Consider the following 26,342-nt stretch of genomic DNA (forward strand, 5'->3'; position numbering starts at 1 on the left):
ACCTGCGACGAGCACTCCGGGTAGCGTCGATGAGTACCGAACGGTTCGGGTTGATGACTGACCGCAGCCGTTCGGCGGGGGAAAATTTGCAAAGAGAAAGGAAAACCAGGTGAGTGGCGGGCCGGGGGGCAAGGTATCCGTTTCTGCTGGTAGAGACCGACGAGGTGTGCATACTCCCGCATTTCGCCGGCTGACGGGAGCGTGGCTGGTTTCCCTTCTCGGTGACGGGGTGCGGGTGGCCGCCCTGCCGCTGTTCACGGCGGTGAACACGGGTAGCCCGTTGGCCGTATCGGCGGTGGCCGTGGCCGAGGTGCTGCCCTGGCTCGCGGTGGCGCTGCCAGCGGGCGCGCTCGTCGACCGGTGGCGGCCGAGGCGGGTCGTCGTCGTCGCCCACGCGGTGCGCGCGGTGGCGACCGCGGCGCTGACCGCCGCGGTGGTCACCGGACATGCGGGCGTGACGCTACTCGTGGCGGTTGCCTTCCTGCTGACCTCGGCCGAGACATTCGCCGACTCGGCGTCACAGTCGCTGCTGGTCGGCCTGGCGGGGCCGACGGAACTGGAACGAGCGAACGGCCGTTTCGTCACGGCCGAGACGGTCGGCCTCGATCTCGGTGGCCCGCTCGCCGCCTCGGCGCTGTTCCTCTGGCACCCGGCGGCGTGCTTCGCGCTGGACACGCTGTCCTTCGTGGTGGCGGCGGTGCTGGTCGCCGGGCTCCCGGACGTCGTGCCCGCCCGCGAGGCGCCGTCGGCCGCCGGCAGGGCCGTGCTGGCGACGCTGCGCGAGGAGGTCGTGCGGGGCGGCGCTCACCTGCTGCGCAGCAGCCCGCTGCGGGTGCTGCTGACCGCCGTGGCGGCCGCCGCGTTCGGGGTGAGCGCGGCCAACGCGGTGATCCCGCTGTACGCGCTGCGCGACCTGGCCGTGCCCGCCGCCGTGGTGCCCACGCTGTGGGTGGTCATGTCGCTGGGCACGCTGGCCGCCGCGACGGCGGCTCCCCGCATGGTCCGCGCCGCGGGTGAGGGGCGGGTGCTGGTCGGCGCGCTGCTGCTGCTGGCCGGCGGGTACCTCGTGGTGGGCATGGTGCCGCGGGCGGGGGCGGTGTGGGGCGCGTACGCGGTGGTGGGGTTCGCCGCCGGCGCGTGGAACGTGCTGTCCGCGACCCGCCGGCAGCGGCTCACGCCCGGGTCGATGATGGGCCGGGTCACCAGTTCGTACCGGCTGTTCGCGTGGGGGCTGATGCCGCTGGGCGCCGGCGTAGCCGGGCCGCTGGCCGTCGCCACCTCGCTGGGCACGGTGTTCGTCGTCGCCGGGGCCGTCATCGCGGTGACCGCGGTGGTGCTGGCCCGGCCGCTGAGCCGCCCGGTGGGCGTTCCCCGAACCCCGTCCGGCGCGTGATCCTCGAACGGACCACGGGAGTCCACGGCCCCGCCCTGGCCGGTCAGTGGGCCGTATCGGCTACCGTACCGCCGTGACCGTCGTGGAGACCGTTTCCGTCTTCGCGCTGATCCCGCTGGGCATCTACGGCGTGATCATGCTGTTGACGCTGTGGCCGAAGTTCACCCAGACCCCGCGGTACCGGCCGGGCCAGCCGTGGGAGTACCCGCCGCTGTGGTGGAGCGCGGACCCGGCCGCGGCGAGCGCCCCCGAGGCGCTGTCCCGTGCGGGAGAAGGCGCCGAGCACACCGACAACGACAGGGCCGGCGCGCCGGCCCCGACCGCCCGGGGAGGTGCCCGTGGTAGCTGGTGACGTCGCGAAGCAGGAAGGATCCGGCGCGGGCGGCGAGCCCTCGACCGCGCAGCGGCAACTGGGCAACGGCGAGGTGGTGATGCCGACCGGCCGGGTGTCCATCGCCCGGCGCGTGGTGCTCAGCAAGCCGAGGGTGCCGTTCAGCCCCGGCCAGCTCACCCGGTTGGACGAGGCGCTCACCCTCGCCACCCGGACCACCGGGCTGGACTTCAGCGTCTACCTCGGCGACCTCGGCGAGGACACCAGGGCCACCGCGGAGAACCTGCACGCCGCCACCGGCGAGCGGGCCCCGCACGCCGTGCTGATCGCGGTGTCCCCGGGCCAGCGGGTGGTCGAGGTGGTCACCGGCGAGGAGTCCCACCGCCGGCTGGCCGACCGCGGCTGCAAGCTGGCCGTGATGAGCATGGTGGCCTCGTTCAAGGAGGGCGACCTGTTCGGTGGCCTGATCGGTGGCCTGCGCATGCTCACCGACCAGGCCGGCTCCCCGCCGCGCCACTGACTCGCGCGGGCTGGCCGCAGGCAGCCGGCGGGTGCGGCGGTGTCCTGCGGTTGCACGCCTCTGCGGCCATCAGCCTGCTGCTCGCCGACGGCGAAGCCGCGCCCTGCCGCCGCGGACGAAGGTGAGCGGTACCGAGGGAAGCGGGGTCCGCGCGGTGGCCCGGTCAGCGCAGGCCGAGTACCACACGGAGGGCCGCGTCGATCTCGGTCATCTCGTGCAGCGAGAGCCGACCTGCGAGACGGCAACCACGTCAGTGCCTGTTCCGGAACGCGCGCCGCGATCGCGTCGCCGGGGCGCGATCGGGACCCGGCAATCCGGTCGTGTCAGGCGCCCCGCCCCCCGCGATCGCGGGGCTTCGGCCTGGCGCGTTCCCACACTCGTCATCGCCGGGTCGGTCCGGTTCCCGGAACAGGCTGTCAGAGCAGGCCGAGTTCGCGGAAGCGTTCGGTGAGGCCGACCGCCGAGGTGGTGACCGCGTCGGCGCCGGCGTCCACCGCCTCGGAGCCGAAGTGCCGGGCGGCCTGCTCGTTGGTGTAGACGAGCACCGGGGTGGCCTCGTCCGCCCTGCGCACCTGCCGGATCAGCCGCACACCCGCGTCCGGCACCACGCCGTTGCCCTCGGCGCGGCTCATATCGGTGATCACCGCCCGGTACCGGCGCTCGCCGAGCCGTTCCAGCGCCTGGCTGGTGGTGGTCGCCACGTCCACCCGGATGCCGCGGTCGTGCAACTGGTCGGCGAGCAGCGCGAAGCTCTTCGGGTTGTCGTCCACCCACAGCACGCCGAACGGCTCCACGCCGAACTCGGCGGACCTGGCCCGCCGGCTGAACGCCCACCGGCGCCGGCGGGTCACCCAGTTGATGCCCCGCCGGATCAGCATCTCCTCGGCCGGTGGGGTGCCGGGGCGGCTGGGCGGTTCCGGGCTCGCCGCCGGCTGGTGCTCCTCCACGCTGGACCCGCTGGGCTGGTGCGGCACCAGGGCCGGCCCGTCGGCGGTCGGCGGTATCGGCGGCGCACCCGGCTCGGCGGGCAGCCGGGTCGCGCCGTAGGTGGCCAGCGCCTCCAGTTCGCGGCGCAGCACCACCACCTGCTCCTGCAGGTCGGCGACCAGCCGGCCCTGCTCCTTAATCAGCTCGCTCAGGGAGAGCTCCTGGCCACCGACCTCCAGCGTGATCCTGCGCCGCCTGACCGGGTCCAGCAGCCGGCCCAGTGGTCGGTGGAACGACAGGACTGCCACCAGCGCGAGGAGCGGCCAGAGCAGGCTGCTCACCGCCGAGATCGTGTCGGCCACGGCCGCAGGGTATGGCCGCTCGGCCCTCCCGTGCGGGCCGATCCGACCCGGCTCACCCGGAAGCCTGACCGCGCGTGGCCCGGGTGGGGTGACGCCGGCACACCACCCCGGGCCACGCGCGGCTCACGAGCGGTCGAACTCCTGCGCGGCCAGCGCCCGGACGATGCCGGCGCGGCCCTCCAGCACCAGCCGGCGCAGCGCCGGCGGGTGGTCGCCTTCCAGCCACCGGTCCGCGGCCGCCACCGTGGCCGGTTCCACCGCCCACGCCGGGAACAGCCCGACCACCACCGGCTGCGCGTGCTCGCTGGACCGCCGCTGCCACACCCCGGCCACATCCGCGAAGTAGCGGTCCACGTATGGCGCGAGCAGTGCCTTCTGACCCGGGTGCGGAATGCCCGAGATGATCGCCTCCATCACCGCGTTGGCCAGCCCGTCGTCGTGCACCGCGCGCTGCCACGCCTCGGCCTTGGCCTCCGGTGTGGGCCGCAGCGCCCGCGCCCGCTCGGCCCGGCGCCGGCCGGTCGCCGTGGGGTCGCGCTCCAGCTCCCGCTGGATCTCCTCTTCGCCGGCCTTGCCGTGCGCGGCCAGCGCGTGCAGCAGCCGCCAGCGCAGGTCGGTGTCCACAACCAACCCGGACAGCGGTGTGGAGCCGTCCAGCCAGCCCCGCACCACGGCGAGCTGATCCTCGGAGAGCACCGACTCGGCCAGCACGTTGACGAAGGCGAGCTGGTGGTCCGAGCCGGCCGGGGCCGATTCGGCCAGCTCGAACAGCCGGGTGGTGAACCGCCGCCAGCCCTCGGCCTGCCAGGCCGGGTCGGTGTAGGAGGCGAGCGCGGTCTGGGTCTGCAGCAGCAGCCGCTGCACCACGCCGACCTCGGTCTCCGCCTGGATACCGCCGAGCACCAGGTTGACGAAGTCGCGCGCCTTCAGCTCGGCCTCGCGGGTCATCTCCCAGGCCGCCGACCAGCACAGCGTGCGCGGCAGCGACTCGGTGATGTCGGCGATCCGGTCGATCAGCACCGCCAGCGAGTCGTTGTCCAGCCGCATCGTGCAGTAGGTCAGGTCGTCGTCGTTGACCAGCACCAGCTTGCCCCGGGACACGCCGACCAGGTCCGGCACGTCGGTGCGCTCGCCGGTGACGTCCAGCTCCACCCGGTGGGTGCGGACCAGCCTGCCGGTGGCCGGGTCGTCGTCGTACACGCCGACGGCCAGCCGGTGGGTGCGCAGCTCCCCGGCGCCCGGCCGGGCCGGCCCCTGCAGCACGGCGAACTCGGTGAACCGGTTCCGCTCGTCCACGGCGAACTTCGGCCGCAGCATGTTCAGCCCGGTGGTCTGCAGCCACTGCGCGCTCCACCAGGACAGGTCCCGGCCCGACGCCTGCTCCAGGGCGGCGAGCAGGTCGTTCAGCGTGGCGTTCGCCCAGGAGTGCTTGGCGAAGTAGATCCGCAGTCCGGACAGGAAGTTCTCCAGCCCCACGTAGGCGACCAGTTGCTTGAGCACGCTGGCGCCCTTGGCGTAGGTGATGCCGTCGAAGTTGACCTCCACGGCCTGCAGGTCGGGGATGTCGGCGGCCACCGGATGGGTGGACGGGAGCTGGTCCTGCCGGTACGCCCAGGACTTCTCCACGTTGGCGAACGTGGTCCAGGCGTGCCGGAACTCGGTCACTTCCACCTGGGCGAGCACGCTGGCCCAGGTGGCGAACGACTCGTTCAGCCACAGGTCGTCCCACCAGCGCATGGTGACCAGATCGCCGAACCACATGTGCGCCATCTCGTGCAGCAGCGTCTCGCAACGCCGCTCGTACAGGTAGCGGGTGACCCGGCTGCGGAAGACGTAGTCCTCCAGGAAGGTGACGCAACCCGCGTTCTCCATCGCGCCGGCGTTGAACTCGGGCACGAAGCACTGGTCGTACTTGCCGAACGGGTAGCGCACCCCGAACGCCCGGTGGTAGAAGCCGAAGCCCTGCTTGGTCTGGGTGAACAGCCGCTCGGCGTCCATGTACTCGGCCAGCGACGCCCGGCAGTAGATGCCCAGCGGGATGGTGCCCTCGTCGTCGGTGTAGGCGTCCTGCCACTTCGCGTACGGCCCGGCGACCAGTGCCACCAGGTAGGTGGACATTGGGCCGGCGGTGCCGAAGACGTGTCGCACCGCGCCGCCGGGCAGCGTCTCGGTGACCTCGGCGGCCGCGTTGGACACGACCTCCCACGCCGCGGGCGCGGTCACCGTCACGTCGTAGCTGGCCTTGAGGTCGGGCTGGTCGAAGCAGGCGAACATCCGCTTCGCGTCCGCCGTCTCGAACTGCGAGTACAGGTAGACGCCGCCGTCCACCGGGTCGACGAAGCGGTGCAACCCCTCGCCGGTGGTCATATACCGGCAGTCCGCGGACACCACCAGTTCGTTGTCCTCGGCGAGCTCTGGCAGGGGGATGCCGTCCTCCTCGCGGTAGCCGGAGACGTCCAGCTCCGTGCCGTTGAGGACCGCCCGATCCACCCGCGCGGCCACCAGATCCACCCAGCTCGAGATGCCCGGCTGACGGCACCGGAAGCGGATCCGGGTCACCGAGCGAAACGTCCCCTCACCAGGGCCCCCCTGGCCGTCGGTGAGGTCCAGGTCGATCTGGTAGGACACCACCTCCAGCGACGCGGCGCGTTGCTGGGCCTGGTCACGGGTGAGGTTCGGCGCGGCCACTGATCACCTCATCTGTCGGCTTCGACATTCGTTTCGAACACGGACCGTCGCATCCAACCACGACGCGTGCAATGATCGCCGTAGCTCGACCAAGATCGTGCTCGGGAAGAGTAGACGGGCCGCGGTGGTTGGCAGGAATGGGCGTCCGAACGGCGGCGCCCGTGCCCGTCAACCGACTGGAGAGCGCCCGTGACCACCGCTGGAGAGACCACGAAGCACCCGGCCCGTGTCGACTTCTGGTTCGACCCGATCTGCCCGTTCGCCTGGATCACCTCACGCTGGATTCTCGAGGTGGCCCAGGTGCGCGACATCGACCTGCGGTTCCACGTGATGAGCCTGTCCGTGCTCAACGAGGGCCGGGACAACCTGCCGGAGCGGTACCAGGAGCTGCTGTCCCGGGGGTGGGGACCGGTACGCGTGTGCATCGCCGCCGCCAAGCACCACGGTGAGGACGTGCTTCCCGCCCTGTACACGGCGCTGGGTACCCGCATCCACAACGAGGGGAACAAGGACTTCGGCTCGGCCATCGAGCAGGCGCTGGCCGATGTCGGCCTGCCCGCCGAGCTGGCCCGGGCCGCCGAGTCCACCGAGTACGACGAGGAGTTGCGGGCCAGCCACCACGCGGGCATGGATCCGGTGGGCCTGGACGTCGGCACGCCCACGATCCACGTGGACGGGGTGGCGTTCTTCGGCCCGGTGCTGACCAAGATCCCGCGCGGCGAGGAGGCCGGACAGATCTTCGACGGCGCCCTGGCGCTGGCCCGGTACCCGTACTTCTTCGAACTCAAGCGCACCCGCACCGGCGAGCTGGACTTCTCCTGACCAGCGGGCACAGGCATCGGGCGGGCCGACGTGGCGCCGGCCCGCCCGATGCTCCTTCCGCGATTCCCGGGCTCCGCCCTAGTTCATCGCCCTGGCCCCGTCCCTGCTGAACTCCCACGCGGCCAGCCGGGTGCGGTCCACCGGCGGCATCTCCTGTTCCGAGGCCGGGCCGGGGTCCACGCTGCGCAGGTTGGGGCTGCTGCGCTCGGCGCCCACGGCGCGCAGGTTCGGTCGGCTGCGCTCGGCGCCCACCGCGCGCAGGTACGGGCCGCTGCGCTCGGCGCCGACCGGGCGCAGCGCGCCGCTGCTGCGCTCGCCGTCCGGGGTGCGCAGCGGGCCGCTGGTGCGGTCCGCTGCCGGTCCGCGCAGGTTGGCGCTGCTGCGCTCGGCGGTCCGCTGGGTGGTGGTGATCCGCTCGCGCCCCGGGGCGCGGGTCGCGGTGCGGCGCAGCTGCTCCTCCAGTTCCGCCGTCCAGCGGACCATGGCCCGCGGGGCCTCTCGGCCCACCACGCCAACCAGCCGGCCGTCCTTGACGTACCCGACCAGCCCGCCGCCGCCGTCTTCGGCGGCACCGGCCAGCCGCACCGTGTCGTCACCCAGCGCGGGCAGGCCCGAGCCCTGCAGCCGGGTCTTGTGCTGCTCGGTCCAGAACCGCGGCAGCGGGGTGTACGGGCGGGCGCTGCGCTGCCCGGCGAGCAGGCTCTCCGCCGCGTGCCGGCCCATCTCGACGGCGTTGGTCCAGTGCTCCACCCGCCGCGGCGTGCTGTCGAAGCGCAGGTTCGGCCAGCGGGCCACGTCGCCGCAGGCCACCACGTCGTTGGCGCCGACGGCGTGGCAGGTCGGCCCGCACAGCACACCGTCCTCCAGGGCCAGCCCGGAGCCGCGCAGCCAGGCCGTGGCCGGCACGCTGCCCACCGCGAGCACCACGGCGTCGGCGAGCACCAGGTGCCCGTCGGAGAGGTGCAGCGCCATGCCCCAGCTCTCCCGGAACCAGTTCAGCACCTTGACGCCGAGGTGCACGTCCACCCCGTTGGCGCGGTGCAGCTCGGCCAGGGACCTGCCGAGTTTCTGGCCCAACGCCCTGCCCATCAGAACCGGCGAGCGGGACGCGATCGTCGCCGCCCGGCCCATCTGGCGCACGGTGGAGGCCACCTCGCAGGCGGTGAACCCGCCGCCGATGACCACCACTGGCCCGTCCCCGTGGCGGAGCTGGCGGCGCAGCTGGGCGGCGTCGTCCAGGGTGCGCAGCTGCACCACGCGGGAATCGTGCCGGGGGGAGCCAGCCAGGTGTCTGGGCTCCACGCCGGTGGCGATCACCAGACCGTCGTAGCGCATCTCCTCGCCGCCCGGCAGGTGCAGCATCCGGCGCGAGGTGTCCACCTGGTACACGGGCGTGTTCAGCCGCCACTGCGCGTCCAGCTCCACGTAGCTCTCGAAGAGCAGGTCGCTCGGGCGCAACTCGCCGAGCAGCAACTGCTTGGACAGCGCCGGCCGGTGGTACGGCTGGTGCCGCTCCGCACCGATGATGACCAGTTCACCGGTGAAGTTCAGCTCGCGCAGCCGCTCGGCGGCGCGCAGGCCGGCGAGGCCGGCGCCGACGATGACGATCCGCTCGGGGCTCGCGGCCGCCGCGTCGGCGGAGGCTCGGGACAGCATCGGGTCGAGGTCTGTCATTTGGCGCGCTCCTGGATGCCGATGGCCTGCATGGGGCAGATGCGCGCGGCCATGCGCGCCTGGTCGCGTCGGGTGATGTCGGGGCGCGAGTCGAAGCGCAACTGCCCGTCCTCGACGAGCCAGAAGACGTCCGGCGCCTCCATGACACAGAACCCGTAGCGATGGCAGCGCCGGTTGTTGACGCTGATCCTGATCTCGGCTTCGCGGCGGCGATGCCTCACATCTCCTCCTCAACGAGACCGGCCTTGGTGAGCACCCGCGGCGGCACGATCCGCAGGGCAGTGATCAGCAGGGCTGGGACGAGCACGGTGAGACCGCCGAACCACACGATCGACAGGTGCCCGTTCTGAATCGCGCCGAACAGGGAATGGAGCACGATCAGACCGACCGCCGGGTATGCCAGTCGGTGCAGCCACAGCCAGCGCCGGTAAATCATGAACCGCACGACGCCGGTGGAGATCAGGATGGCGAGCATCAGCTCCCAACCGATGATCCCGAAGGTCCAGCGCAGCGTCCCGTCCGGGGAGGCGGGGAAGAGCAGCGTGAAGAGGGTGAAATTCTGGTCCTGCGCGTACAGGAACGCCAGGAAGTGCAGGGCGCCGAAGCCTACCGCGAGGGTGGCCAGCATCATGTGGCTCGACCGCATGGCCTGCCTGCCGGTGAGTCTTTCCACCCACCCGGTGCTGACCAGCGCACCCCAGATGAGGGTGAGCAGGCTCAGCACGTACGAGCTTCTGGCCGCGACCTGGGCAGCCTGTCGAAGGCCTTGGTCATGGGCGGAGATGGCGGCAGTGAACTGCACTGTTTGATGCAGCACGGGCGTCTCCGGAACTTGGGGATCGGGGTTTTGTCATATCGGCTGTTCAGCCCAGTGGTCGGGGGCCCACTGGGGGACAGGGTCTCGCTTTTGTCCCTGTTCAGTAACAGTTTGTCGTTGATCGGCTAGGCGGCTATCGCCTGTTCGGACCAATGTCGTTAGCGCCGAACGGTGATTACTGCCAGGTCTGTCCCGGTATGGGCTCGCTCTGAGTGGGTGTCCGGGCAATAGCGGTCCGCGTGGTGGCCTCCGGGAAGGGCGAGCGGCGCACCGCCTCGCCAGGCCGCACCCGGCCTTCGGCCACCGCCCGGCACAGCGCGGCCAATTCGGCCACCTCCGCGCGCTGGGCGGCGACGAATTCCGTCCCGGTCGGCTCGCCGTGGCCGGGCACCACCACCGCCGCGCCGAATTCCAGCACGCCGTCCAGTGCGGCCGGCCAGGCCAGCGGATCGGCGTCGGAGAAATCCGGCGGCGCGCCGTGCTCGACCAGGTCGCCGGCGAACGTCACGGACGCGTCCGGCACGTGCACCACCAGGTCGTGGTTGGTGTGCCCGGGACCGAAATGTGCCAGCACCACCCGCCGCGCGCCGAGGGTCAGTTCGCCGCGCTCGGCGACCGCGCGCTCCGGCAGCACCGGCTCCACCTCGGCCAGCCGGGCGGCGGTCTCCGGCTGCCCGGTGCGCCGGTAGTGCTCGGCCCAGACCCGCCGTTGCTCCGCCGCGGTCGCGGCGAGTTCGGCACGGCAGCCCCGTTGCGCCCACACCGGGCACGGCAGGAACGCCTCCGTGCCGAAGCAGTGGTCGAAGTGGGCGTGGGTGAGCACCACGGTCCACGGGTCGGCGGTGACCGTGCGGATCGCGCCGGCCCACTCCGCACCCTGGGCCGCATCGCCGCGGGTGTCCACCACCAGGCATGCGCCGTCGCCGAGCACCAGGCCCACCGAGAGGTCGAGTTCGCGGTACCGGCGGACCAGTACCCGGTCCCCGACCTCGACCCATCGTCCCGCCACTCGCCCACCTCACCTCGGTGCTTGTCCCGGAACGCGCGCCGCGATCTCGGGGCTTCGCCGCGGCGCGTTCCCGTGCTCGTCATCGCAGGTCGGTCCGGTCCTGGAACAGGCTGTCACGTCGCCCATTCGTGCATTCTCCTTCGATCGCGTGTCGCCTCGTTGCGCCACTCCTGTTCTTCGCACGAACCCCGCCGATCGGTTCACCGCGCCGTCACACGTCCTGCTCGGCGCACATGCGCCGCGATGCCTGTTCCTGAACGCGCGCCGCGATCGTGTCGCCGGGGCTCGCAAGTGACATGGCACGCCCCGGGTTGTCCTGGTGGCTCGCGCCGCCCGCACGATCGCAGGGGCTACACCTCGGCGTGTTCCCAAGATCAGCGTCGCGGCTCAGTCCACGTCCGGACCGGCTGTCACTGTCAGATCACGATCCGCATCGAGGTGCCGTCGGGCGCGCGGGTACCGCCGAGCACCTCGGCGGTGCCGGCCGCCCAGCGGTGGGCGGACCAGGCGGCGGCCAGCGCATCCAGCGCGTCGTCCAGCGCCGGGCCGGCGGGTAGGTCGGCAAGGGTCAGCGCGGGGTCCACGAAGCCGCGCAGCGCGGCCAACCGCTGGCCGGCGCCGCGGGCGGTGCGCTTGGCCGCGAAGGACATCCGAGGGGCCATCGCCCGGAACGACAGTTCCGGATGCACCTCCACGATCCGCCGCTCGTCCGAGGACAGCACCCGTGCCCACTCCGCGATCTTGGGCACCAGGTTCCAGGTCTGCCTGCTGATCGCCCGCCCGTCCACCGCTCTGGCCAGCTCGCTTGCCTCGGCATGATCGGCGACGGCGAGCACCGCGCGCACCGGGGCGGGGAACACCGAGGAGCGGGCGGCGCCCAACCGGCGGGCGGCGGCCACGTCGCAGTCCCGCCGGCCGTGCTCGGGCAGCCCGATCGGCACGTCCACGCCGACCGCGGCACAGTCCGCGGTGCGGGCCAGTGCCGTCGCGGCGTCCGGCACCGCGTGCCACACCACCCGGTCGGCGGCGTGCACCACGGCCACCACCCACCCGCCGCGCATGCCGTCCACCCCGGCCACGGCCGTCATCGCTCACCTCGTCGTCCCGCGTTCGGCGGCCCGGGCGCGCCCGCGGTCCCGGCGGGGTCGGAACCCCCTCCGGCGTGCCGGTACCGGTGCGGCGGCGGGCTGCTCCGGATGGCAGACTTCGCGCCGTGCGTGTCTACCTCGGATCGGACCATGCCGGCTACGAACTCAAGGCCCACCTCGTCCAGCATCTGACCGGGCGCGGCCACGACGTCGTGGACGTGGGCCCCACCGCCTACGACCCGGACGACGACTACCCGCCGTTCTGCATCGAGACGGCCCGCCGGGTGGTGGCCGACGAGGGCAGCCTGGGCGTGGTGATCGGCGGTTCCGGCAACGGCGAGCAGATCGCGGCGAACAAGGTGGCCGGCTGCCGCGCGGCGCTGGCGTGGAACCCCGAGATCGCCAAGCTCGCCAGGGAGCACAACAACGCCCAGGTGGTGGGCATCGGCGCGCGCATGCACAGTGCCGAGGAGGCCACCGCGATCGTGGAGGCGTTCCTCGCCACCCCGTTCTCCGAGGGCGAGCGGCACATCCGCCGGCTGCGCCTGATCGACGAGTACGAGCAGACTGGCAAGCCGCCCACGCTGCCGGCGAGCTGACCCGGCCCACCCGTGCGGGACCATCCGCCGCGGCCACCGGCGAGTTGGCTGCTCACCCCGCTGATCGGTTTCGCGGCCACGCTGCTCGCGGTGGTCGCCATCTACTACGGCGAGGCGTGGCTGGTGCCGGCCATGGGCGGTGGCTGCGCCGGGCGACCCCCGGACTGCGCGCTCGGCATCGGGGTGCAGCTCATCGGGTACGCGTTCGTCGCGCTGTGCGCGTCGGCGATCGCCGGCCCGGTGGTGGCGGTGCGGCACAAGCGGGACCCGCGGCCGCGGTCGGCGGTGCGCCGGGGGCTGTGGGTGGCGCTCGGCTGCGCGGCCGGCTACGCGGCGCTGTCGGTGGTCGCCTGGTGGTGACCCGGCGCCGCTCACCACGGGATCAGCGGCGGCGGCTTCCAGGTCTGCGCGACGATCTCCCTGCCCGGCAGGTAGGTGCGTAGCACCAGGTAGAAGGCGTCCGCCGGGGTCGGGAGCCAGTTGGTCGCGCGCTGACCGCGGGGACGGTACCGGCGCACGTAGAGGGTCAGCCCGCCGTCCGGGTCGTAACGCAGGTCGCGGGTGCGGTCGCCGATCGCGTACCGGTCGGCGGGGTTGTCCACCAGATTGTGGTCGGTGTCGTACGCGGTGATCGACCAGAACCCGCGGTCGTGCAGCCTGGGCAGCTCGTGCGGGGTGAACCGCAGCTCGTAGCGGTGCCGGCCGGACAGCGGATGGCCGTTCTCGTCGGCGGCGCCGATCAGGTAGGTCGCCTCCTCGGGGTCGTGCGAGACGATGCCCGCGCCGCACTGCACCGCCGCGCGGGTGACGAAGTCGTCGTGCAGCCCGGCCCGGCCCATCGTGGGCGGCGGGTACTGCCAGCCGTTCACCCGCCGCCCGCCCGACTGCCCGAGCGCGTCGTCGAGCAGCCGGTGCCCCTCGTAGGCGGCGCGCACCAGCCCCCGGCGGGTGGCCCCGTCCCGGGTGTAGACGTCCTGGCCCGGCCCGACGCCGATGGTGGCGAACAGGTTCAGCAGCGCGGCGTGCCGGGCCTCGGGCGGGTTCTCCGTCATCGCGTGGTTCATCGTCTCCCAGCAGCCCAGCGGGTCCACCCGCTCGTCGGGCGGGGTCCACACGTCACGCTGCGGCCGGCTCTGGCCGCCCCGCCGGGCCTCGTCGCGCAGCGGGGTCAGCCGGTAGCGCAGCTGCAGTCGCCGCACCTCGGGAACGTCGTCCGGGCCGTCCACCGCGGTGCGGCCGAGCAGCAGGGCGAACGGTGTCCGGGACGGCTCCAGCCGCCGCACCCCCTCCGGCAGGTCGCCCGCCCAGTCCGGGCCGGCGATGGCGAACCGGCCGGCCGACGGCCCGGTCGCGCGGGTGCCGACGTAGCCGAAGTTGTCCGAGTCCATCGAGGCGAGCTGGAAGCAGAAGTAACGGCTACCCATGTCCGGGTGGGACAGGATGACCGGCCCGTCCCGCAGGTCCAGCCAGGCGACCGAGCACAGGGTGTCCGGGTTGGGTGCTCCTCCGGGCCGGTGCCGGGCGGTGGCCGGCGACTTCATGTGCCAGAACTGGTTGAGCGCGGCGTACGGCGTCCAGTCCGGATCGTCGGGTTGGGTCACCCAGCGCCAGCGCAGTGTGGCCAGCCGCATCCACGGGAAGCCGTAGACGAACGCCTGCATGCCCAGGGTGTACGCGTACTCCTCGCGCCAGTCGTCGAAATGCCCGGTGACCAGCGGTTTCACTGACGCGGTGATCATCGGTAGGGCGTCGAGCACCTGCCGGGCGGCCTGCACCACCGCGCCGGGATGGCGGACCGCGCCGACCATGCCGCCCACCGCGCGCGCGGAGAACCGCACCACGGAGGCCACCGCCCGCTCGGCCTCCACCACCTGCCGCTGCAACGGAATGGTCGGTGGCGCGGCCTCGGCTATGACCTCCCCCGCGGACGCCGCCGATCTCGTCGCCATCGCGCTCCTTGGTTGGGGCTGCACCCGGGCGAACACGAGGGCGGAGTGCCCACCCCACGCCGCGGCCACTCCGCCGATTCCGAGGGTGCGCCGGTGCGCTCGCCGGGGCATCACCCGCACCGGGTGAACCACTGCTCGGCCGGCACGGCGGGGACCCGGCCGCGTGGGTCCGGGCGTGGCCGACGATGCTGTACTGATCGGGTTACCGCCGCGCGGGGTGATCCGGTCGGCCGACCGGAATCGGCTGATCCCGCGCCATGATCGGGAGAAGTGCGCTGCCATGCCAGAGGGCCACACGGTGCACCGGCTTGCCAGGCTGCACCAGGATCGCTACGGGGGCTCGCCGGTGGAGGTGACCAGCCCGCAGGGCAGGTTCTCCGCCGGAGCGTCCAAAGTGGACGGCCGGACGCTGTGTGGGGCGCAGGCGCACGGCAAGCATCTGTTCCACGTCTACGGCCCGGACGCGGTGGTGCACGTGCATCTCGGCCTGTACGGCGCGTTCCGCGAGCACCCGCTGCCGGTGGCCCGACCGCAGGGTCAGGTGCGCATGCGGATGGTCGGCCCGACACACTGGACCGACCTGCGCGGGCCGGCCGCGTGCGAGTTGCTCACCGACGACGAGGTGGCCACGCTGCGCGGCCGGCTCGGTCCGGACCCGCTGCGCGCGGACGCCGACCCGGATCGGGCGTTCAGCAGGATCTCCCGGTCACGTACGCCGCTCGCGGCGCTGCTGCTGGACCAGTCCGTGGTGGCCGGCGCGGGCAACGTGTACCGGGCGGAGGTGCTGTTCCGGCATGGCGTCCACCCGATGCTGCCGGGCCGCGACCTCCCCAGGGAACGATGGGACGCGATGTGGGCGGACCTGGTCGCGCTCATGGCGGACGGGGTACGTGCCGGCCGGATCGACACGGTGCGGCCCGAGCACACGCCGGAGGCCACCGGCCGCCCGCCCCGGGTGGACCGGCACGGCGGTGAGGTGTACGTGTACCGCCGGGCCGGGCTGCCCTGCCTGGTCTGCGGCACCCCGGTGGCCAGCACCCGGCTGGCCGGCCGGAACCTCTACTGGTGCCCCACCTGCCAGCCGGAACGCGCCTGAGCGCGCCGGTCGAAGACCCCGCGATCGCGGTGGCGGGGCGTCGCACCGCGAGCACCGCCGGGTACCAGAGGGAGCCGAGCCCCGGTGACGCGATCGCGGCGCGCGCCGAGAAATGACCACTGACCCCGGTGCCTCACCAGTCGCCGCCGAAGTCGCCGCCGCCGCCGAGATCCCAGTTGTCCCCGTCGCCGCCGCCGAACACGTCGCCGATGTCCCAGCCGCCGTCCCCACCGGCGTCGCCGCCACCGCCGAAGTCACCGAAGCCCTGGCCGCCCATGTCGTGCTGGGCGTCGGAGAAGCCCTCGGCGTAGCCGGCGTCCCAACCACCCATCGGCACGCTGTGCATGCCCGAGAACAGCGCGTCGGCGAGCAGGAACGCGCCCACGCCCCAGGCGCCGCCGATCAGCGCCGGCTTCCACCACGGCTCGCTGTACCAGCCCTGCGGTACCGGGCGGCCGGCGATCACGCCGCCCGGGTAGTAGTGCGGGGTGTTCGCGCCGGGCCGCGGGGACGCCTCGTAGTCGTGGCCCTCCACCGTCACCTTCCGGTCCTCGGTGACCCGGCCGGCCTGGTTCTGCCCGGACAGGTCGGGCAGTTCCGGACCCGGGTCCATGCCCAGCGCGGTGCGTGCCGCCCGCACGTAGTACAGGCCCTCCATGGCGGTCTGTGTGGCCAGCCGGCACTGTGCCGGGGTCTTCGCCTGGTCGAGCTGCGAGCCGGCCGCGTTGTACCGTTCGCCGGCGTCGGCCAGCGCCTGCTTGGCCGCCGGGTCGCTGGCGCCGTCGAGGTTGTAGACCTGGCCGCCGAGGCGCTCGATCCAGCGGCGCGCCTCAGCCCTGGCGTCCTCCAGGTCCTGCTGCTTGGCGGCGGCCTGCCTTCGCATGCCCCACATGACGACTCCGATCACCAGCGCGATCAGTAGCACCAGCACGACGGCGGTAAGCACGGATCCTCCAGGTTGGCGGCCACGTCCTGGGTGTACATGGATAACGGTGACGCTACCTGTCCGGTTCCACGGGGCTGGCCCGCTAGGTGGTTCACCCGGCTTAGAAGATCTCCGCGCAGTGCGGTGGCCGGTCGCCGGCGAACGCCCGCGTGGCGGCGGCCAGCGCGCCGGGTACCCGCTCCCGCACCCGCCCGGCCGCGGCGAGCGTGGCCAGCGTGGTGCCGCCGAGGTAGGCGGCACCCAGGTCGGCGACATCCAGGGCGAGGTCGGGGGCGCGGTCGGTGCGGGACACCTCGGCGCGGCCGTCGCCGTCCACCGCCAGTCGCCACCGCCCCGCGTTCCACGGGCAGAACTCGTCGGCGACCTCGAACACCAGGTCCACCGTCGCGGCGTAGCCGCGCAGCGCCAGCGCCCTGGGCACATCGACCGGACGCACCCACAGCGCGTCGGACACCCGCATGACTGCCGCCCGCGCGTTGGCCAGCAGGTGGACCAGCGGCTCGTCCACCGCGGCCACCTCCCAGCGCAGCTCGGCGATCAGGTCGACGTCGAGCAGGTACCGCCAGGTCGCCGCGTAACCGGCCGGGGTGGTGGCCACCATCTCGCGCACCCGTAGCTGGCCGTCGGGCCCGCGGTCGCCCCAGGCCGGCTTGGCCCGGTACACCGCGTAGCCCTCCGGATGCACCGCGAACCGGTAGCTGGTGCAGCCGTCCCGCAGGTACTCCTCGTCGGCGAGTTGCGCGGCCCACGCGGCGGGAGAGCGGGTCAGGTGGCCCACCCGCCCCGCGGCCGCCTCGTCGTAGACCTTGGCCAGCAGCGGCAGGGCGTCCTCCCTGGACATCTCCCGCACCGGGGCCGGGCTGGTGGGCACGCCGGGGCGGAACGCGGCGCCGGCCGGCACGGCGAGCCGCGCGTGCCCGGCGGCCAGGCCGTAGCCGAACCGGCCGTAGATCTCGCTCTCGGAGGACCACAGCACCGCCACCGGCTCGCCGCCCGCCTCGTGCAGGGCGGTGAGCTGGGCCCGCATCAGTGCGGTGAGCACGCCGCGCCGCCGGTGCCCGGGTGCCACGGCGACCCCGGTCACCGCGGCGACCGGCTGCGGGCCCACCCCGGGCAGGGTCATCGACCGGGTGCACACCTGGGCGGCACCGATCATCTCGCCGGCCTGGAACGCGCCGTGCGTGCGCTCCGGCTCGAACAGCGCCCGGCGCCGCTGCTCCACCTCCGGGCGCCGGTCGGCGAGGAAGGCGGCGTTCTCCACCGCCTGGAACGCGTCGAACTCCTCGGCGGACAGCGTGCGTACGGTGAACTGCGGGTCGGCCATGACGGCGTTCCTACTCCACGGCACTTCCCGTGGCGACCGGATTTCCCGATCAGTCCCTGGGCACCACGTTGCGCAGGTCGCGGCCCTCGGCGAAGCGGCGGAGCTGGTCGGCCACGAACCGCCTCGCCCTCGGGTAGAAGGTGGCCGAGCCGCCCGCCACGTGCGGGGTGATCAGCACGTTCGCCGCGGACCACAGCGGGTGCTCGGCCGGTGGCGGCTCGGGGTCGGTGACGTCCAGCGCGACCCGCAGCCGGCCGCTGGCCGTCTCGGCGACCAGCGCCAGGGTGTCCACCGCGGTGCCGCGGCCGATGTTGACCACCAGCGCCTCGTCGGGCAGCAGGGCCAGTTCCTTGGCGCCGAGCAGGCCCCGGGTGTGGTCGGTGTCCGGCAGGATGCTGACCAGGATGTCGGCGTGCGGTAGCAGGTCGGGCAGTTCGGCGATGCCGTGCACGTGCTCGGCCGGTCGCCGGGCGCGGGCCACCCGGACGACCTCGGCCTCGCAGGCCCGCAGCCTGGTGTCCAGCGCGGCGCCGATGGAGCCGTAGCCGAGGATCAGCACCCGGCTGCCCGCCAGCGACCGGGTGAAGTGCGGCGCCCAGCGGTGCGCGTCCTGGTCCCGCACCCAGCGGGGCAGGTCGCGCTGGGCGGCCAGGATGAGCGCGAGCGCGTGCTCGGCCGCGCTGGCGTCGTGCAGCCCCCTGCCGTTGCACAGCACCACGTGCGGCGGCAGCAGCGGGAGCAGCCTCTCCACGCCCGCGGTCAGGCTCTGCGCCACCCGCAGCCCGGACATCTCGGCGAGCACGTCGGTGGTGTTCTGGCCGCCGGCGTAGGGCAGCACGTACATGGCGACGTCGGCCAGGTCGCGCGGCGGGTCGCCGGTGCCGTCCCAGGTGTCCACCCGGAGCCCGGCCGGGAACCCGCCGAGGTCCTCGGCCGAGAACGGCACCAGGACGCGTGGCTTGTCCTGCATCACTCTCCCCATCTTGTCGCGGGGCGCTGCCCGGTCAGCGTGCGGCGGGGTCGACGGGCGCGCCGGTGGTGGTGATTTGCTGGGTGGTGGCCCTGGCGGCGGGCCGCACCACGATGGTGAGCCCGGCGGCGAGCGCCAGCGACAGCGCGCTGACGGAGGCCGCCACGGAACTGGCCGCTCTGCTGCCGCCCCGCCGCTGACCTGGGCGAACATTCGGTACGTTTGTCCGCGACGTGTGCCGGAGCACCCTTCGCAAGGGGCTCTCGCTCTGCGAGCATGGGCCGCGCACGTCCGATGCGTGACCATGGTGGTCGTGCCGAGGAATCGAGGTCGTCGGGGTGTTCGACATCGTCAAGCGCCTGCTCGTCGGGCGCCCGCTGCGCAGTGAGCGGCTGGGTGAGACGCTGCTGCCGAAGTGGTTGGCGCTGCCGGTGTTCTGCAGCGACCCGATCTCGTCGGTCGCCTATGCCACCGAGCAGATCCTGCTCACCCTCGCGCTCGGCGGCGCGGGTTTCCTGTCGCTGTCCGCCCCGGTCGCCGCCGCGGTCGCGCTGGTGCTGATCATCGTCGTCGCCTCGTACCGGCAGACCTGCTACGCCTACCCCAGCGGCGGCGGCGCCTTCGTGGTCAGCAAGGAGAACCTGGGCGAGTCCGCGTCGCTGACCGCGGCGGCCGCGCTGCTGGTCGACTACGTGATGACGGTCGCCGTGTCCGTGGTGGCCGGCGTGGTGGCGATCACCTCGGCGGTCCGGTCGTGGGCGCCGCATGCGGTTGCCATCTCGGTCGGCTTCGTCCTTCTCATCGCGCTGGCGAACCTGCGCGGCGTCAAGGAGTCCGGCAAGGCGTTCGCCATCCCGACCTACGGCTTCATCGGCCTGACCTACCTGATGTTCCTGGTCGCCGGCGCGCGCGCCGCGTTCGGCGACGGCGTGCCGCCGGCCGAGTCGGCGTCCCAGCCGCTGCCGGCCACCGTGCACGCCAGCACCGTGGCGGTGGTGGCGCTGCTGCTCCGCGCGTTCGCCTCCGGGTCGACCGCGCTCACCGGCGTCGAGGCGATCAGCAACGGCGTGCCGGCGTTCCGCAAACCCAAGTCGCACAACGCGGCGGCAACGCTGGCGATGATGGGCGCGATCTCGGTAACCATGTTCGGCGGGATCACGTTCCTCGCCATCAAACTCCAGGCGCGCGCCGAGCCGGACGGCAACCCCTCGGTGATCTCGCAGCTCGCCAGCAGCGTGTTCGGCGGCACCTCGGCACTGTTCTACCTCTACCAGGCGGCCACCGCCGCCATCCTGATCCTCGCGGCGAACACCGCGTTCAACGGCTTCCCGGTACTCGCCTCGATTCTGGCCAAGAACCGCTACCTGCCCCGGCAGCTGCACAACCGGGGCGACCGGCTGGTGTTCAGCAACGGCATCCTGCTGCTCGCCGTGGCCGCCGTGCTGCTGATCATCGGTTTCGACGCGAACATCGACCGGCTCATCCAGCTCTACATCATCGGCGTGTTCACCAGCTTCACGCTCAGCCAGTTCGGCATGGTGCGGCACTGGAGCCGCGAACTGGACTCGGTCGACGACCCGAGCCGGCGCCGGCGGATCCGCGCCTCCCAGGTGGTCAACGCGGTCGGCGGCGTGGTCACCTCGGTGGTGCTGGTCATCGTGTTCGCCACCAAGGTGGAGCACGGGGCGTGGCTGGCGGTGGCCGCGATGATCGTGCTGTTCGTGGTGATGCGCAGCATCAGCCGGTACTACCAGCGGGTCGAGGCCGAGGTCGCGTCGGAGGGCGGCACCCCCACGCTGCCGCCACGGGTGCACGCGATCGTGCTGGTCTCCCGGCTGCACAAGCCCGCCCTGCGGGCGCTCGCGTTCGCCAAGGCCACCCGGCCCGACCAGCTCGAGGCGGTCACCGTGGCCGCCGACGAGGAGGAGACCCGGGCGCTGCAGCAGGAGTGGGAGGGGCGCGGCATCCAGACCCCGCTGATCGTGCTCAGCTCGCCGTACCGGGACGTGGGCCGGCCGATCGTCGACCACGTCAACCGGCTGCGCCGGGAGGACCCGCGCGGCCTGGTCAGCGTGTTCATCCCGGAGTACGTGGTGCCCCGGTGGTGGCAGAACCTGCTGCACAACCAGAGCGCCTTCCGGCTCAAGGCCCGGCTGCTGTTCACCCGCGGCGTGGTCGTGGTCAACGTCCCGTACCACATCGGCCGCGGCGAGCAGGGCTGGCTCACCGCCGGTGAACCCGCCGAGGCCGGCGAACCCCGTAAACCCGCAAAGGCCACCTGACCGGCCACCTGCCCATCCCCGTGACCGCGGTGGTGATCGCCGCCATCCTGGTCACCGTCATGCCGGGCTTCGCGGCACCCGTTCTCGGGCATCTGCCGGCGCAGCTGCTGGTCCTCGGGTCCCTGTTGCGGGCCGCTGGCGTCGCTCGGCCCGCACAGCGGACCCAGGTGTCCTTCGCTTCCCGGCATAAGGGACCGTGTGGGTGAACACCTGGCGTCGTCGGCGCCCTGCACGGGCGCCGTGGGAGGTATGTCCGATGTCCGATCCGCAGCAGTCCGGCAAGTCAGCAGGCGAGGAGGGCTCCGGCCAGGACCAGGCGAAGCCGCAGCATCAGGGCGAGTCCGGCGAGGGCGCCACGCAACCGGCCGGCACCTCCGCGGCGCCGGAGACCGAAGTCCGGGCCTCCCACAGCGAGCAGCCCCAGAGCGGTACCGAGCAGGCACAGGCCACCGCCGAGCGGCCGCGGGCGGACGCCGAGGCGGCGCGGGCGGGGATCGAGCAGACCGAGGCACGGCAGGCCGAAACCGGGTCCACCGACGTCACCGGTACCTCGGAGACCCAACGGAGGGCGCGCTGGCAGGGTTTGCTGATCGGGGTCGGCGGCGGCGCTCTGGTCGGGCTGATCGTCGTCCTGGCCCTCGGCGCGTTCGTCTGGCCGGGTTTCCTCAGCGGACCGGGCAAGCCCGACGGCAAGGCCTCCGCCGCAACGGCGGCGCTGGCCAGCAAGAACGCCGACGAATTGGAGAAGGTGTCCTGCCACGGCCCGGACGGCAAGTCGACCGCGCAGATTCCGGCGCAGGCCATGCAGATGATCCAGTCCGTCAAGCCGGCGGGCCCGACGCAGCAGTTGCTGGACACCGAGGCGGTGGCACCCGTCGACATCACGCTCAGCGCGCAGGGCCAGACCCAGAACGTGCCCGCCGAGGTGGTGCTCGGCGTCACCAAGGGCCAGTGGTGCCTGAAGGGCATCTCGCAGCGGCAGTAACCCGGCACAGCAGGCGGCTGCGTTTCCTCCGGGGAAGCGCGGCCGATGCGCCCCCCGGTTGCCGGCCGACCCGTCCGTGCCGGTCGTTCGACGCGAACCGTCCACTGTGGAGGTTGAGCCGCCCCGCTGCTGGAAGATCGGGCCGGACACGCGTCGGCGGACCGGCCGCGTCTGCCTTCGGGCCGCGCCGACTCGCACCCGGCACTCACCACCTCGTCGGCACACGACCCGACCACCCCGCTCGGCGCGCACCACCGCGTCAACCCAGCGACGTGCGCCCTGTGCCCGGAGGACGAACGACCCAGGTAACCGGGCTGGCGCAAGCGGAGCATCGGCTGGGGGAGGGATCCCCATGGGTCAGCTCAACGGGAAGGTCGCCGTCGTCACCGGCGGTTCCGAGGGCATTGGCGCGGCCACCGCCCGGCGCTTCGCCGCCGAAGGGCGACCGTGTTCGTCACCGGCCGACGTCAGGCCGAGTTGGACACCACGGTGAACGAGATCAGCGCACAGCACGACGGCGGAGAAGCCATCGCGGTACGAAGCGACGTGTCCGTACTCGAGGACCTCGACCGCCTTTACGCTCGGGTCAAGGACGACAGCGGCCGCATCGATGTGCTGTTCCCGAACGTGGGTGTCGCCGAGGTCGCCCGGCTGGGAGACATCACGGAGGAACACTTCGACCGCGTCTTCGGTATCAACGTCAAGGGACTGTTGTTCACCGTCCAGAAGGCGCTGCCCTTGCTCGTGGATGGAGCGTCGATCATCCTGCCTGCCTCCGTCGCCGCGTCCAAGGACGTCGAGGCGACGAGTGTCTACAACGCCACCAAGGCCGCCATCCGCGGCTTCGCCCGCACCTGGGCCGCCGAGCTTGCGGGTCGCCGTATCCGGGTCAACGCGATCAGCCCAGGCCAGGTCGAGACGCCCGGTCTTGCCGCGGTCGCGGGCGAACCAACAGGCCACGGAGCTCAGGAACACCCCGTTGGCCGGCATTCCCCTGGCGCGGACGGGTGACCCTGACGAGGTGGCCGCGGCCGCGGTCTTCCTGGCCACCGATGCCAGCGGTTTCACCACCGGCGCCGAACTCTTCGTGGACGGAGGCTTCGCCCAGGTCTGAGTGTTCGTGCTGTACGCGACCCAGGATCTCCACGTCGGCGCTGTGGGATACGGCGCGCTGGTCGCGTGCTGTCCTTACCCATCGCGGACAGCGCCACCGGATTTCCGCGACAACCTCTGTCCGCAAGAGTTCCGGCGGAATGCGCCCCACCGCACGGGGGAATACGGTGGGGCGCTTCCACCGGCCTCCAGCAGCTCACCCGACGGTGATCTGCTGCCCGATCAGGATCAGGTCGGCGTTCGGGATGTGGTTCAGCTGCTGGAGCTGCACCCAACCGCCCGGCACGTGGAACTTCTGCGCGATCCCCCACAGGGTGTCGCCGGCGACGACGGTGTACTCGCCCCTCGGGCCCGACCCGCTGGGAGCGGGCGCATGCGGGGCAGGGGCCGACGCCGGGGTGGTGGCCACGACCGGGGCAGTTCCGCCGGGCTTGGCGAAGTTGCTGAACTGCGATGGTCCGGGGCCGGGCTTGCACTGCCACGGCCTGGCACCCTGGCGGGCGTAGATCCGGTCCGCGACGATCTGCTGCTGCCATGGTGCGGCCTTGTCCGCGGTCGGGGCGAACTGGCCGCCGCCGTTGGCCAGCCAGGTCTTGGTCACGATCTGGAACAGGCCGGCCGGGCGGCCCGCCTGCACTCCCGCCGCGGTGTTGTTGACGGCCCGGGGGTTGCCGCCGCTTTCGCACCTGACGAGTCCGGCCTGGCCGGGGAAGGCGTTGGCGGTACCGGCTCCGGCGATGGCGAGACCACCGACGGTGGCTCCTGCGAGAATCGCGGTCGCACTGGTTCGCTGGAAAATGGTCTTCGTCTTGCTTGGCTTGCTGTGACGTCCCACGTTTCGCGGGTTCCTTTCAGTCACACCGCCTTGCCACTGGCAGCACAGAATCCCTCGTGGCAGTCGAGTACTGCCAAGATCGAAACTGCTATCAGTGACGTTCGGGGTGGCCCGCGGCCGCTGATCCTCGGGGTAGATCGCAGGTCACCGCAGGGGTGCGAGCACATTACGAAACGGCCACGGTGAAAGTCAACGAACCGAGTGACGAGGACCACAGATCAGTAATTCCGCGCATTGATCGAGTGCGCATTGCGTTGATCTCAGACGGGTCCTGGAGAGATGTGTGGCGCCCTCGGAAGACGGGGTCTGCCAACGAAGTGAGTTGTTGTTGACCACGGCGCAGGGGCCCCCGGCTCCGGGGCCTCCGAGGACAAGAACGGAAGAACCCGGCGACCGAGCCCACCGACGCCATGCCGGCCACGCTGCGCGAGGCGCACGACCTGACAGATCGAAGGTCGGACTCCTGGACGGCCGACCAACGCGCGGTGAGGCACTGCACGGCGAGATCGCGGAGGTGGACCGGTTCCACCATCACGAGACCCTCTACCGCGCGAACGCGAAGCGAGAGCACTGGATCGAGGCGCCGCCTGCATGTTCGGCCACGGTGGCTCCGCGACGCCTCACTGTTCCCCTCGGTTGGCGGACCGAGCTGCATGGAACCGGCACGGCGAGGGCACCTGAAACAGGCCGGCCGCTCCGGAAACCATCGAGGCGGGTCTTCGGTCCGCTGACCTGGCACCGGACGCGACGGGTCACCTCAAACAGTCCGTCCGGATACTTCCGGCGGAATGCGCCCCACCGCACAGGGAATACGGCGGGGCGCTTCCACCGGCCTTCGACAGGTCACCTGCCGAAGTTGGCGAACGTCGATGGTCCGGGGCCGGGCTTGCACTGCCACGGCCTGGCACCCTGGCGGGCGTAGATCCGGTCCGCGACGATCTGCTGTTGCCATGGTGCGGCCTTGTCCGCGGTCGGGGCGAACTGGCCGCCGCCGTTGGCCAGCCAGGTTTTGGTCACGATCTGGAACAGGCCGGCCGGGCGGCCCGCCTGCACTCCCGCCGCGGTGTTGTTGACGGCCTTGGGGTTGCCGCCGCTTTCGCACCTGACGAGTCCGGCCTGGCCGGGGAAGGCGTTGGCGGTACCGGCTTCGGCGATGGCGAGACCACCGAAAATGATCCCTGCGATAGCGGCTGTCGCGCCGGTTCGCTGGAGAATGGTTTTCGTCTTGCCGGGGTTGTTGCTGTGACGTCCCAACGTCTTGCGGGGTTCCTTTCAGTCACACCCGCCTGTGCCGCTGGCAGCGCAGGACCCGTCTCGGCAGTGGGGGGGACTGCCGAGAGCGGAATTGCTGCCAGAAGCTGCTCGGGGTGGTCCGCGGCCGCTGATCCTCGGGGCAGATCGCAGGTCACCGCAGGAACGCGGGAACATTACGAACCGGACACGGTGAAAGTCAATGCGAGTGACGAGGCACACAGATCACCATTCTTGTAAGTGATTGTGTGCGTATTGAGGTGATCTCGTGCGCCCAGCAGAACAGGAGGTTGGCCGTGACGTAGCGGTGGACCTTGGTGTTCGTAAGCTCGTCGTTGCTTGCCGGTGGAAGTCCGGTCCGGGTAGCTGCTAGGAGGCCCGGTAGCAGGCTGGTGGTGTCGCCTGGAAACGGGCGGGGTCGAAGCCCAGCGTCAAAGGCCCTGTAAGGGGAAGCGACGATGCGGTCCGTAGCGTGAAGCGAAGCCTGCGGCGTCGTTACTCAGCCCGCCCGGTGGGTGGGACAAGGGAGAGCCGAGCCCTTCGAGATCGGGGCGAAGGCCAGGGAAGCGGTGTAGAGCCTGGAAGCGCAGCCGTGAGGAACTCCCCGGCGTATGGGGCGCGGAACGTATCGATAGTGGCGGCGGGAACTGGGGAGGCCCTCCCCGGCCCGGCAACCTGCGGATGGTGTTGCCGGAGCGTGGCGTCCTATAACCGGACCAACCGGGAAGTGGATTGCTGGTCGGGTGGGCGTCGGAGGCGGCCGTAGTACCGCTGGAGCCGACCGGACAACACAATCGGCGGTGAGGGAAGGGCCGCTGCTTCGTCGATGCGCAGTGTTGTCAAGGAGGAGGCCTGGTGAGTGCCGGTCGGGCTAGTTCCGCCGCGTTGGGATCACGGGGTCGTGATCCGGTCCGTGCCTTGCAGCATGCGCTGTACCGGGCGGCCAAGGCCGATCCCGGACGTCGGTTCCACGCGCTGATGGACAAGGTCTGCCGCAGAGACGTCCTGAGGCGCGCGTGGGTCGCGGTGCGCAACAACGACGGCGCACCCGGCATCGACAAGACCACCCTGGCCGAGGTCGAGGAATACGGCATTGACCGGCTTCTCGGCGAGTTGGTCGACGAACTGGAGATGCGGTGGTATCGGCCGCTGCTGGCCAGGCGGGCAGGGCTCCGGCAAAGTCGTCTGTAGACCTGCGTGACCAGTGATGTTGGTGGCGACACGCCGTGGAGATGCTCGGGCGGCACGGCCCTCGTGATGATCATGAAGGTTTCCTACGCCTTGATCGTCACGAGGGACCATGCCTGCCGCGTCATCATCGCCGATTCGCCCTGTCCTTGACCACCTTGTCGACGCGGTTG

Annotated in this window: 26 protein-coding genes; 12 read left to right on the plus strand and 14 right to left on the minus strand. The window is 72.0% G+C overall.

Going from position 1 to position 26,342, the window contains the following annotated elements; genetic code table 11:
* The first annotated feature begins 166 nt into the window (after nucleotides 1-166).
* The 3 genes from FFT21_RS19630 to FFT21_RS19640 all read left to right on the plus strand — a co-directional run bounded on the left by FFT21_RS19630 (nucleotide 167) and on the right by FFT21_RS19640 (nucleotide 2,244).
* On the plus strand, nucleotides 167-1,393 hold the full coding sequence (locus FFT21_RS19630) for an MFS transporter (RefSeq protein WP_192909642.1): 1,227 nt from the start codon (nucleotides 167-169) through the stop codon (nucleotides 1,391-1,393).
* A 73-nt stretch (nucleotides 1,394-1,466) separates the two neighbouring features.
* Entirely contained in the window at nucleotides 1,467-1,745 is a 279-nt protein-coding gene (ctaJ, locus tag FFT21_RS19635) for an aa3-type cytochrome oxidase subunit CtaJ (protein WP_137815372.1), read from the plus strand.
* Nucleotides 1,732-2,244, plus strand: coding sequence for a DUF5130 family protein (locus FFT21_RS19640; RefSeq protein WP_225978567.1), 513 nt, complete (start codon nucleotides 1,732-1,734; stop codon nucleotides 2,242-2,244). Before ctaJ ends, FFT21_RS19640 begins: the two co-directional genes overlap by 14 nt.
* A 416-nt stretch (nucleotides 2,245-2,660) precedes the next feature.
* Here the strand turns inward: FFT21_RS19640 and FFT21_RS19645 are convergent, their stop codons facing one another.
* Nucleotides 2,661-3,533, minus strand: a complete 873-nt coding sequence (locus FFT21_RS19645; RefSeq protein ID WP_137815373.1) for a response regulator — start codon at nucleotides 3,531-3,533, stop codon at nucleotides 2,661-2,663.
* A gap of 123 nt (nucleotides 3,534-3,656) precedes the next feature.
* Complete coding sequence (pepN, locus tag FFT21_RS19650) at nucleotides 3,657-6,221, minus strand: aminopeptidase N (protein WP_137815374.1); 2,565 nt, start codon at nucleotides 6,219-6,221, stop codon at nucleotides 3,657-3,659.
* Nucleotides 6,222-6,410: 189 nt separating this feature from the next.
* Here pepN and FFT21_RS19655 point away from each other — a divergent pair, with 189 nt between their 5' ends.
* Complete coding sequence (locus tag FFT21_RS19655; protein ID WP_137815375.1) at nucleotides 6,411-7,043, plus strand: mycothiol-dependent nitroreductase Rv2466c family protein; 633 nt, start codon at nucleotides 6,411-6,413, stop codon at nucleotides 7,041-7,043.
* Between the two features lie 78 nt (nucleotides 7,044-7,121).
* On the opposite strand, the gene FFT21_RS19660 is transcribed toward FFT21_RS19655, so the two are convergent.
* The 5 genes from FFT21_RS19660 to FFT21_RS19680 all read right to left on the minus strand — a co-directional run bounded on the left by FFT21_RS19660 (nucleotide 7,122) and on the right by FFT21_RS19680 (nucleotide 11,631).
* Entirely contained in the window at nucleotides 7,122-8,717 is a 1,596-nt protein-coding gene (locus FFT21_RS19660; protein ID WP_225978568.1) for an NAD(P)/FAD-dependent oxidoreductase, read from the minus strand.
* Entirely contained in the window at nucleotides 8,714-8,938 is a 225-nt protein-coding gene (locus FFT21_RS19665; protein WP_137815376.1) for a ferredoxin, read from the minus strand. Before FFT21_RS19665 ends, FFT21_RS19660 begins: the two co-directional genes overlap by 4 nt.
* A complete protein-coding gene (locus FFT21_RS19670; RefSeq protein ID WP_225978569.1) occupies nucleotides 8,935-9,441 on the minus strand; it encodes a ferric reductase-like transmembrane domain-containing protein in 507 nt (168 codons plus the stop codon). Before FFT21_RS19670 ends, FFT21_RS19665 begins: the two co-directional genes overlap by 4 nt.
* A 268-nt stretch (nucleotides 9,442-9,709) precedes the next feature.
* A complete protein-coding gene (locus FFT21_RS19675) occupies nucleotides 9,710-10,543 on the minus strand; it encodes an MBL fold metallo-hydrolase (protein ID WP_137815377.1) in 834 nt (277 codons plus the stop codon).
* A gap of 416 nt (nucleotides 10,544-10,959) precedes the next feature.
* Nucleotides 10,960-11,631 (minus strand): DUF429 domain-containing protein, encoded by a 672-nt coding sequence (locus FFT21_RS19680; protein WP_137815378.1) that lies wholly within the window; start codon nucleotides 11,629-11,631, stop codon nucleotides 10,960-10,962.
* A 125-nt stretch (nucleotides 11,632-11,756) separates the two neighbouring features.
* Between FFT21_RS19680 and FFT21_RS19685 the strand changes: the two genes are divergently transcribed.
* Nucleotides 11,757-12,230 (plus strand): ribose-5-phosphate isomerase, encoded by a 474-nt coding sequence (locus FFT21_RS19685; protein WP_137815379.1) that lies wholly within the window; start codon nucleotides 11,757-11,759, stop codon nucleotides 12,228-12,230.
* A gap of 12 nt (nucleotides 12,231-12,242) precedes the next feature.
* Nucleotides 12,243-12,590, plus strand: coding sequence for a hypothetical protein (locus tag FFT21_RS19690; RefSeq protein WP_137815380.1), 348 nt, complete (start codon nucleotides 12,243-12,245; stop codon nucleotides 12,588-12,590).
* Nucleotides 12,591-12,601: 11 nt separating this feature from the next.
* On the opposite strand, the gene FFT21_RS19695 is transcribed toward FFT21_RS19690, so the two are convergent.
* The gene (locus FFT21_RS19695; protein ID WP_137815381.1) at nucleotides 12,602-14,179 is read right to left on the minus strand and encodes a DUF1254 domain-containing protein; all 1,578 of its coding nucleotides are present in this window, start codon (nucleotides 14,177-14,179) and stop codon (nucleotides 12,602-12,604) included.
* A gap of 280 nt (nucleotides 14,180-14,459) precedes the next feature.
* On the opposite strand from FFT21_RS19695, the gene FFT21_RS19700 reads away from it, so the two are divergent.
* Entirely contained in the window at nucleotides 14,460-15,275 is an 816-nt protein-coding gene (locus FFT21_RS19700; RefSeq protein WP_137815382.1) for an Fpg/Nei family DNA glycosylase, read from the plus strand.
* A gap of 133 nt (nucleotides 15,276-15,408) precedes the next feature.
* Here FFT21_RS19700 and FFT21_RS19705 read toward each other — a convergent pair whose 3' ends face one another.
* The 4 genes from FFT21_RS19705 to FFT21_RS30355 all read right to left on the minus strand — a co-directional run bounded on the left by FFT21_RS19705 (nucleotide 15,409) and on the right by FFT21_RS30355 (nucleotide 18,681).
* Nucleotides 15,409-16,221 (minus strand): hypothetical protein, encoded by an 813-nt coding sequence (locus FFT21_RS19705; protein ID WP_137815383.1) that lies wholly within the window; start codon nucleotides 16,219-16,221, stop codon nucleotides 15,409-15,411.
* Nucleotides 16,222-16,321: 100 nt separating this feature from the next.
* Nucleotides 16,322-17,545: a GNAT family N-acetyltransferase gene (locus tag FFT21_RS19710; RefSeq protein ID WP_137815384.1), complete on the minus strand. Its 1,224-nt coding sequence runs from the start codon at nucleotides 17,543-17,545 to the stop codon at nucleotides 16,322-16,324.
* 49 nt (nucleotides 17,546-17,594) lie between these two features.
* Nucleotides 17,595-18,515, minus strand: a complete 921-nt coding sequence (locus tag FFT21_RS19715) for a 2-hydroxyacid dehydrogenase (protein WP_137815385.1) — start codon at nucleotides 18,513-18,515, stop codon at nucleotides 17,595-17,597.
* Between the two features lie 34 nt (nucleotides 18,516-18,549).
* The gene (locus FFT21_RS30355) at nucleotides 18,550-18,681 is read right to left on the minus strand and encodes a hypothetical protein (protein WP_264081655.1); all 132 of its coding nucleotides are present in this window, start codon (nucleotides 18,679-18,681) and stop codon (nucleotides 18,550-18,552) included.
* Nucleotides 18,682-18,853: 172 nt separating this feature from the next.
* Between FFT21_RS30355 and FFT21_RS19720 the strand changes: the two genes are divergently transcribed.
* From FFT21_RS19720 to FFT21_RS30360, 4 genes are all read left to right on the plus strand, one after another.
* The gene (locus FFT21_RS19720) at nucleotides 18,854-20,797 is read left to right on the plus strand and encodes an APC family permease (RefSeq protein WP_137815386.1); all 1,944 of its coding nucleotides are present in this window, start codon (nucleotides 18,854-18,856) and stop codon (nucleotides 20,795-20,797) included.
* 256 nt (nucleotides 20,798-21,053) lie between these two features.
* Nucleotides 21,054-21,782, plus strand: a complete 729-nt coding sequence (locus FFT21_RS19725; RefSeq protein WP_137815387.1) for a hypothetical protein — start codon at nucleotides 21,054-21,056, stop codon at nucleotides 21,780-21,782.
* 447 nt (nucleotides 21,783-22,229) lie between these two features.
* The gene (locus FFT21_RS19730; RefSeq protein ID WP_264081656.1) at nucleotides 22,230-22,793 is read left to right on the plus strand and encodes an SDR family NAD(P)-dependent oxidoreductase; all 564 of its coding nucleotides are present in this window, start codon (nucleotides 22,230-22,232) and stop codon (nucleotides 22,791-22,793) included.
* Nucleotides 22,762-22,896, plus strand: a complete 135-nt coding sequence (locus FFT21_RS30360) for an SDR family oxidoreductase (protein ID WP_264081657.1) — start codon at nucleotides 22,762-22,764, stop codon at nucleotides 22,894-22,896. Before FFT21_RS19730 ends, FFT21_RS30360 begins: the two co-directional genes overlap by 32 nt.
* A 195-nt stretch (nucleotides 22,897-23,091) precedes the next feature.
* Here the strand turns inward: FFT21_RS30360 and FFT21_RS19735 are convergent, their stop codons facing one another.
* Both FFT21_RS19735 and FFT21_RS19740 read right to left on the minus strand, forming a co-directional pair.
* Nucleotides 23,092-23,730, minus strand: a complete 639-nt coding sequence (locus FFT21_RS19735; protein WP_137815388.1) for a LysM peptidoglycan-binding domain-containing protein — start codon at nucleotides 23,728-23,730, stop codon at nucleotides 23,092-23,094.
* Between the two features lie 843 nt (nucleotides 23,731-24,573).
* Entirely contained in the window at nucleotides 24,574-24,984 is a 411-nt protein-coding gene (locus FFT21_RS19740) for a transglycosylase family protein (RefSeq protein ID WP_137815389.1), read from the minus strand.
* Nucleotides 24,985-25,899: 915 nt separating this feature from the next.
* Here FFT21_RS19740 and FFT21_RS19745 point away from each other — a divergent pair.
* Nucleotides 25,900-26,172, plus strand: a complete 273-nt coding sequence (locus FFT21_RS19745; protein ID WP_225978570.1) for a hypothetical protein — start codon at nucleotides 25,900-25,902, stop codon at nucleotides 26,170-26,172.
* The last annotated feature ends 170 nt before the right edge of the window (nucleotides 26,173-26,342 follow it).

This window comes from Gandjariella thermophila, from assembly GCF_005405885.1.
Lineage (GTDB): Bacteria > Actinomycetota > Actinomycetes > Mycobacteriales > Pseudonocardiaceae > Gandjariella > Gandjariella thermophila.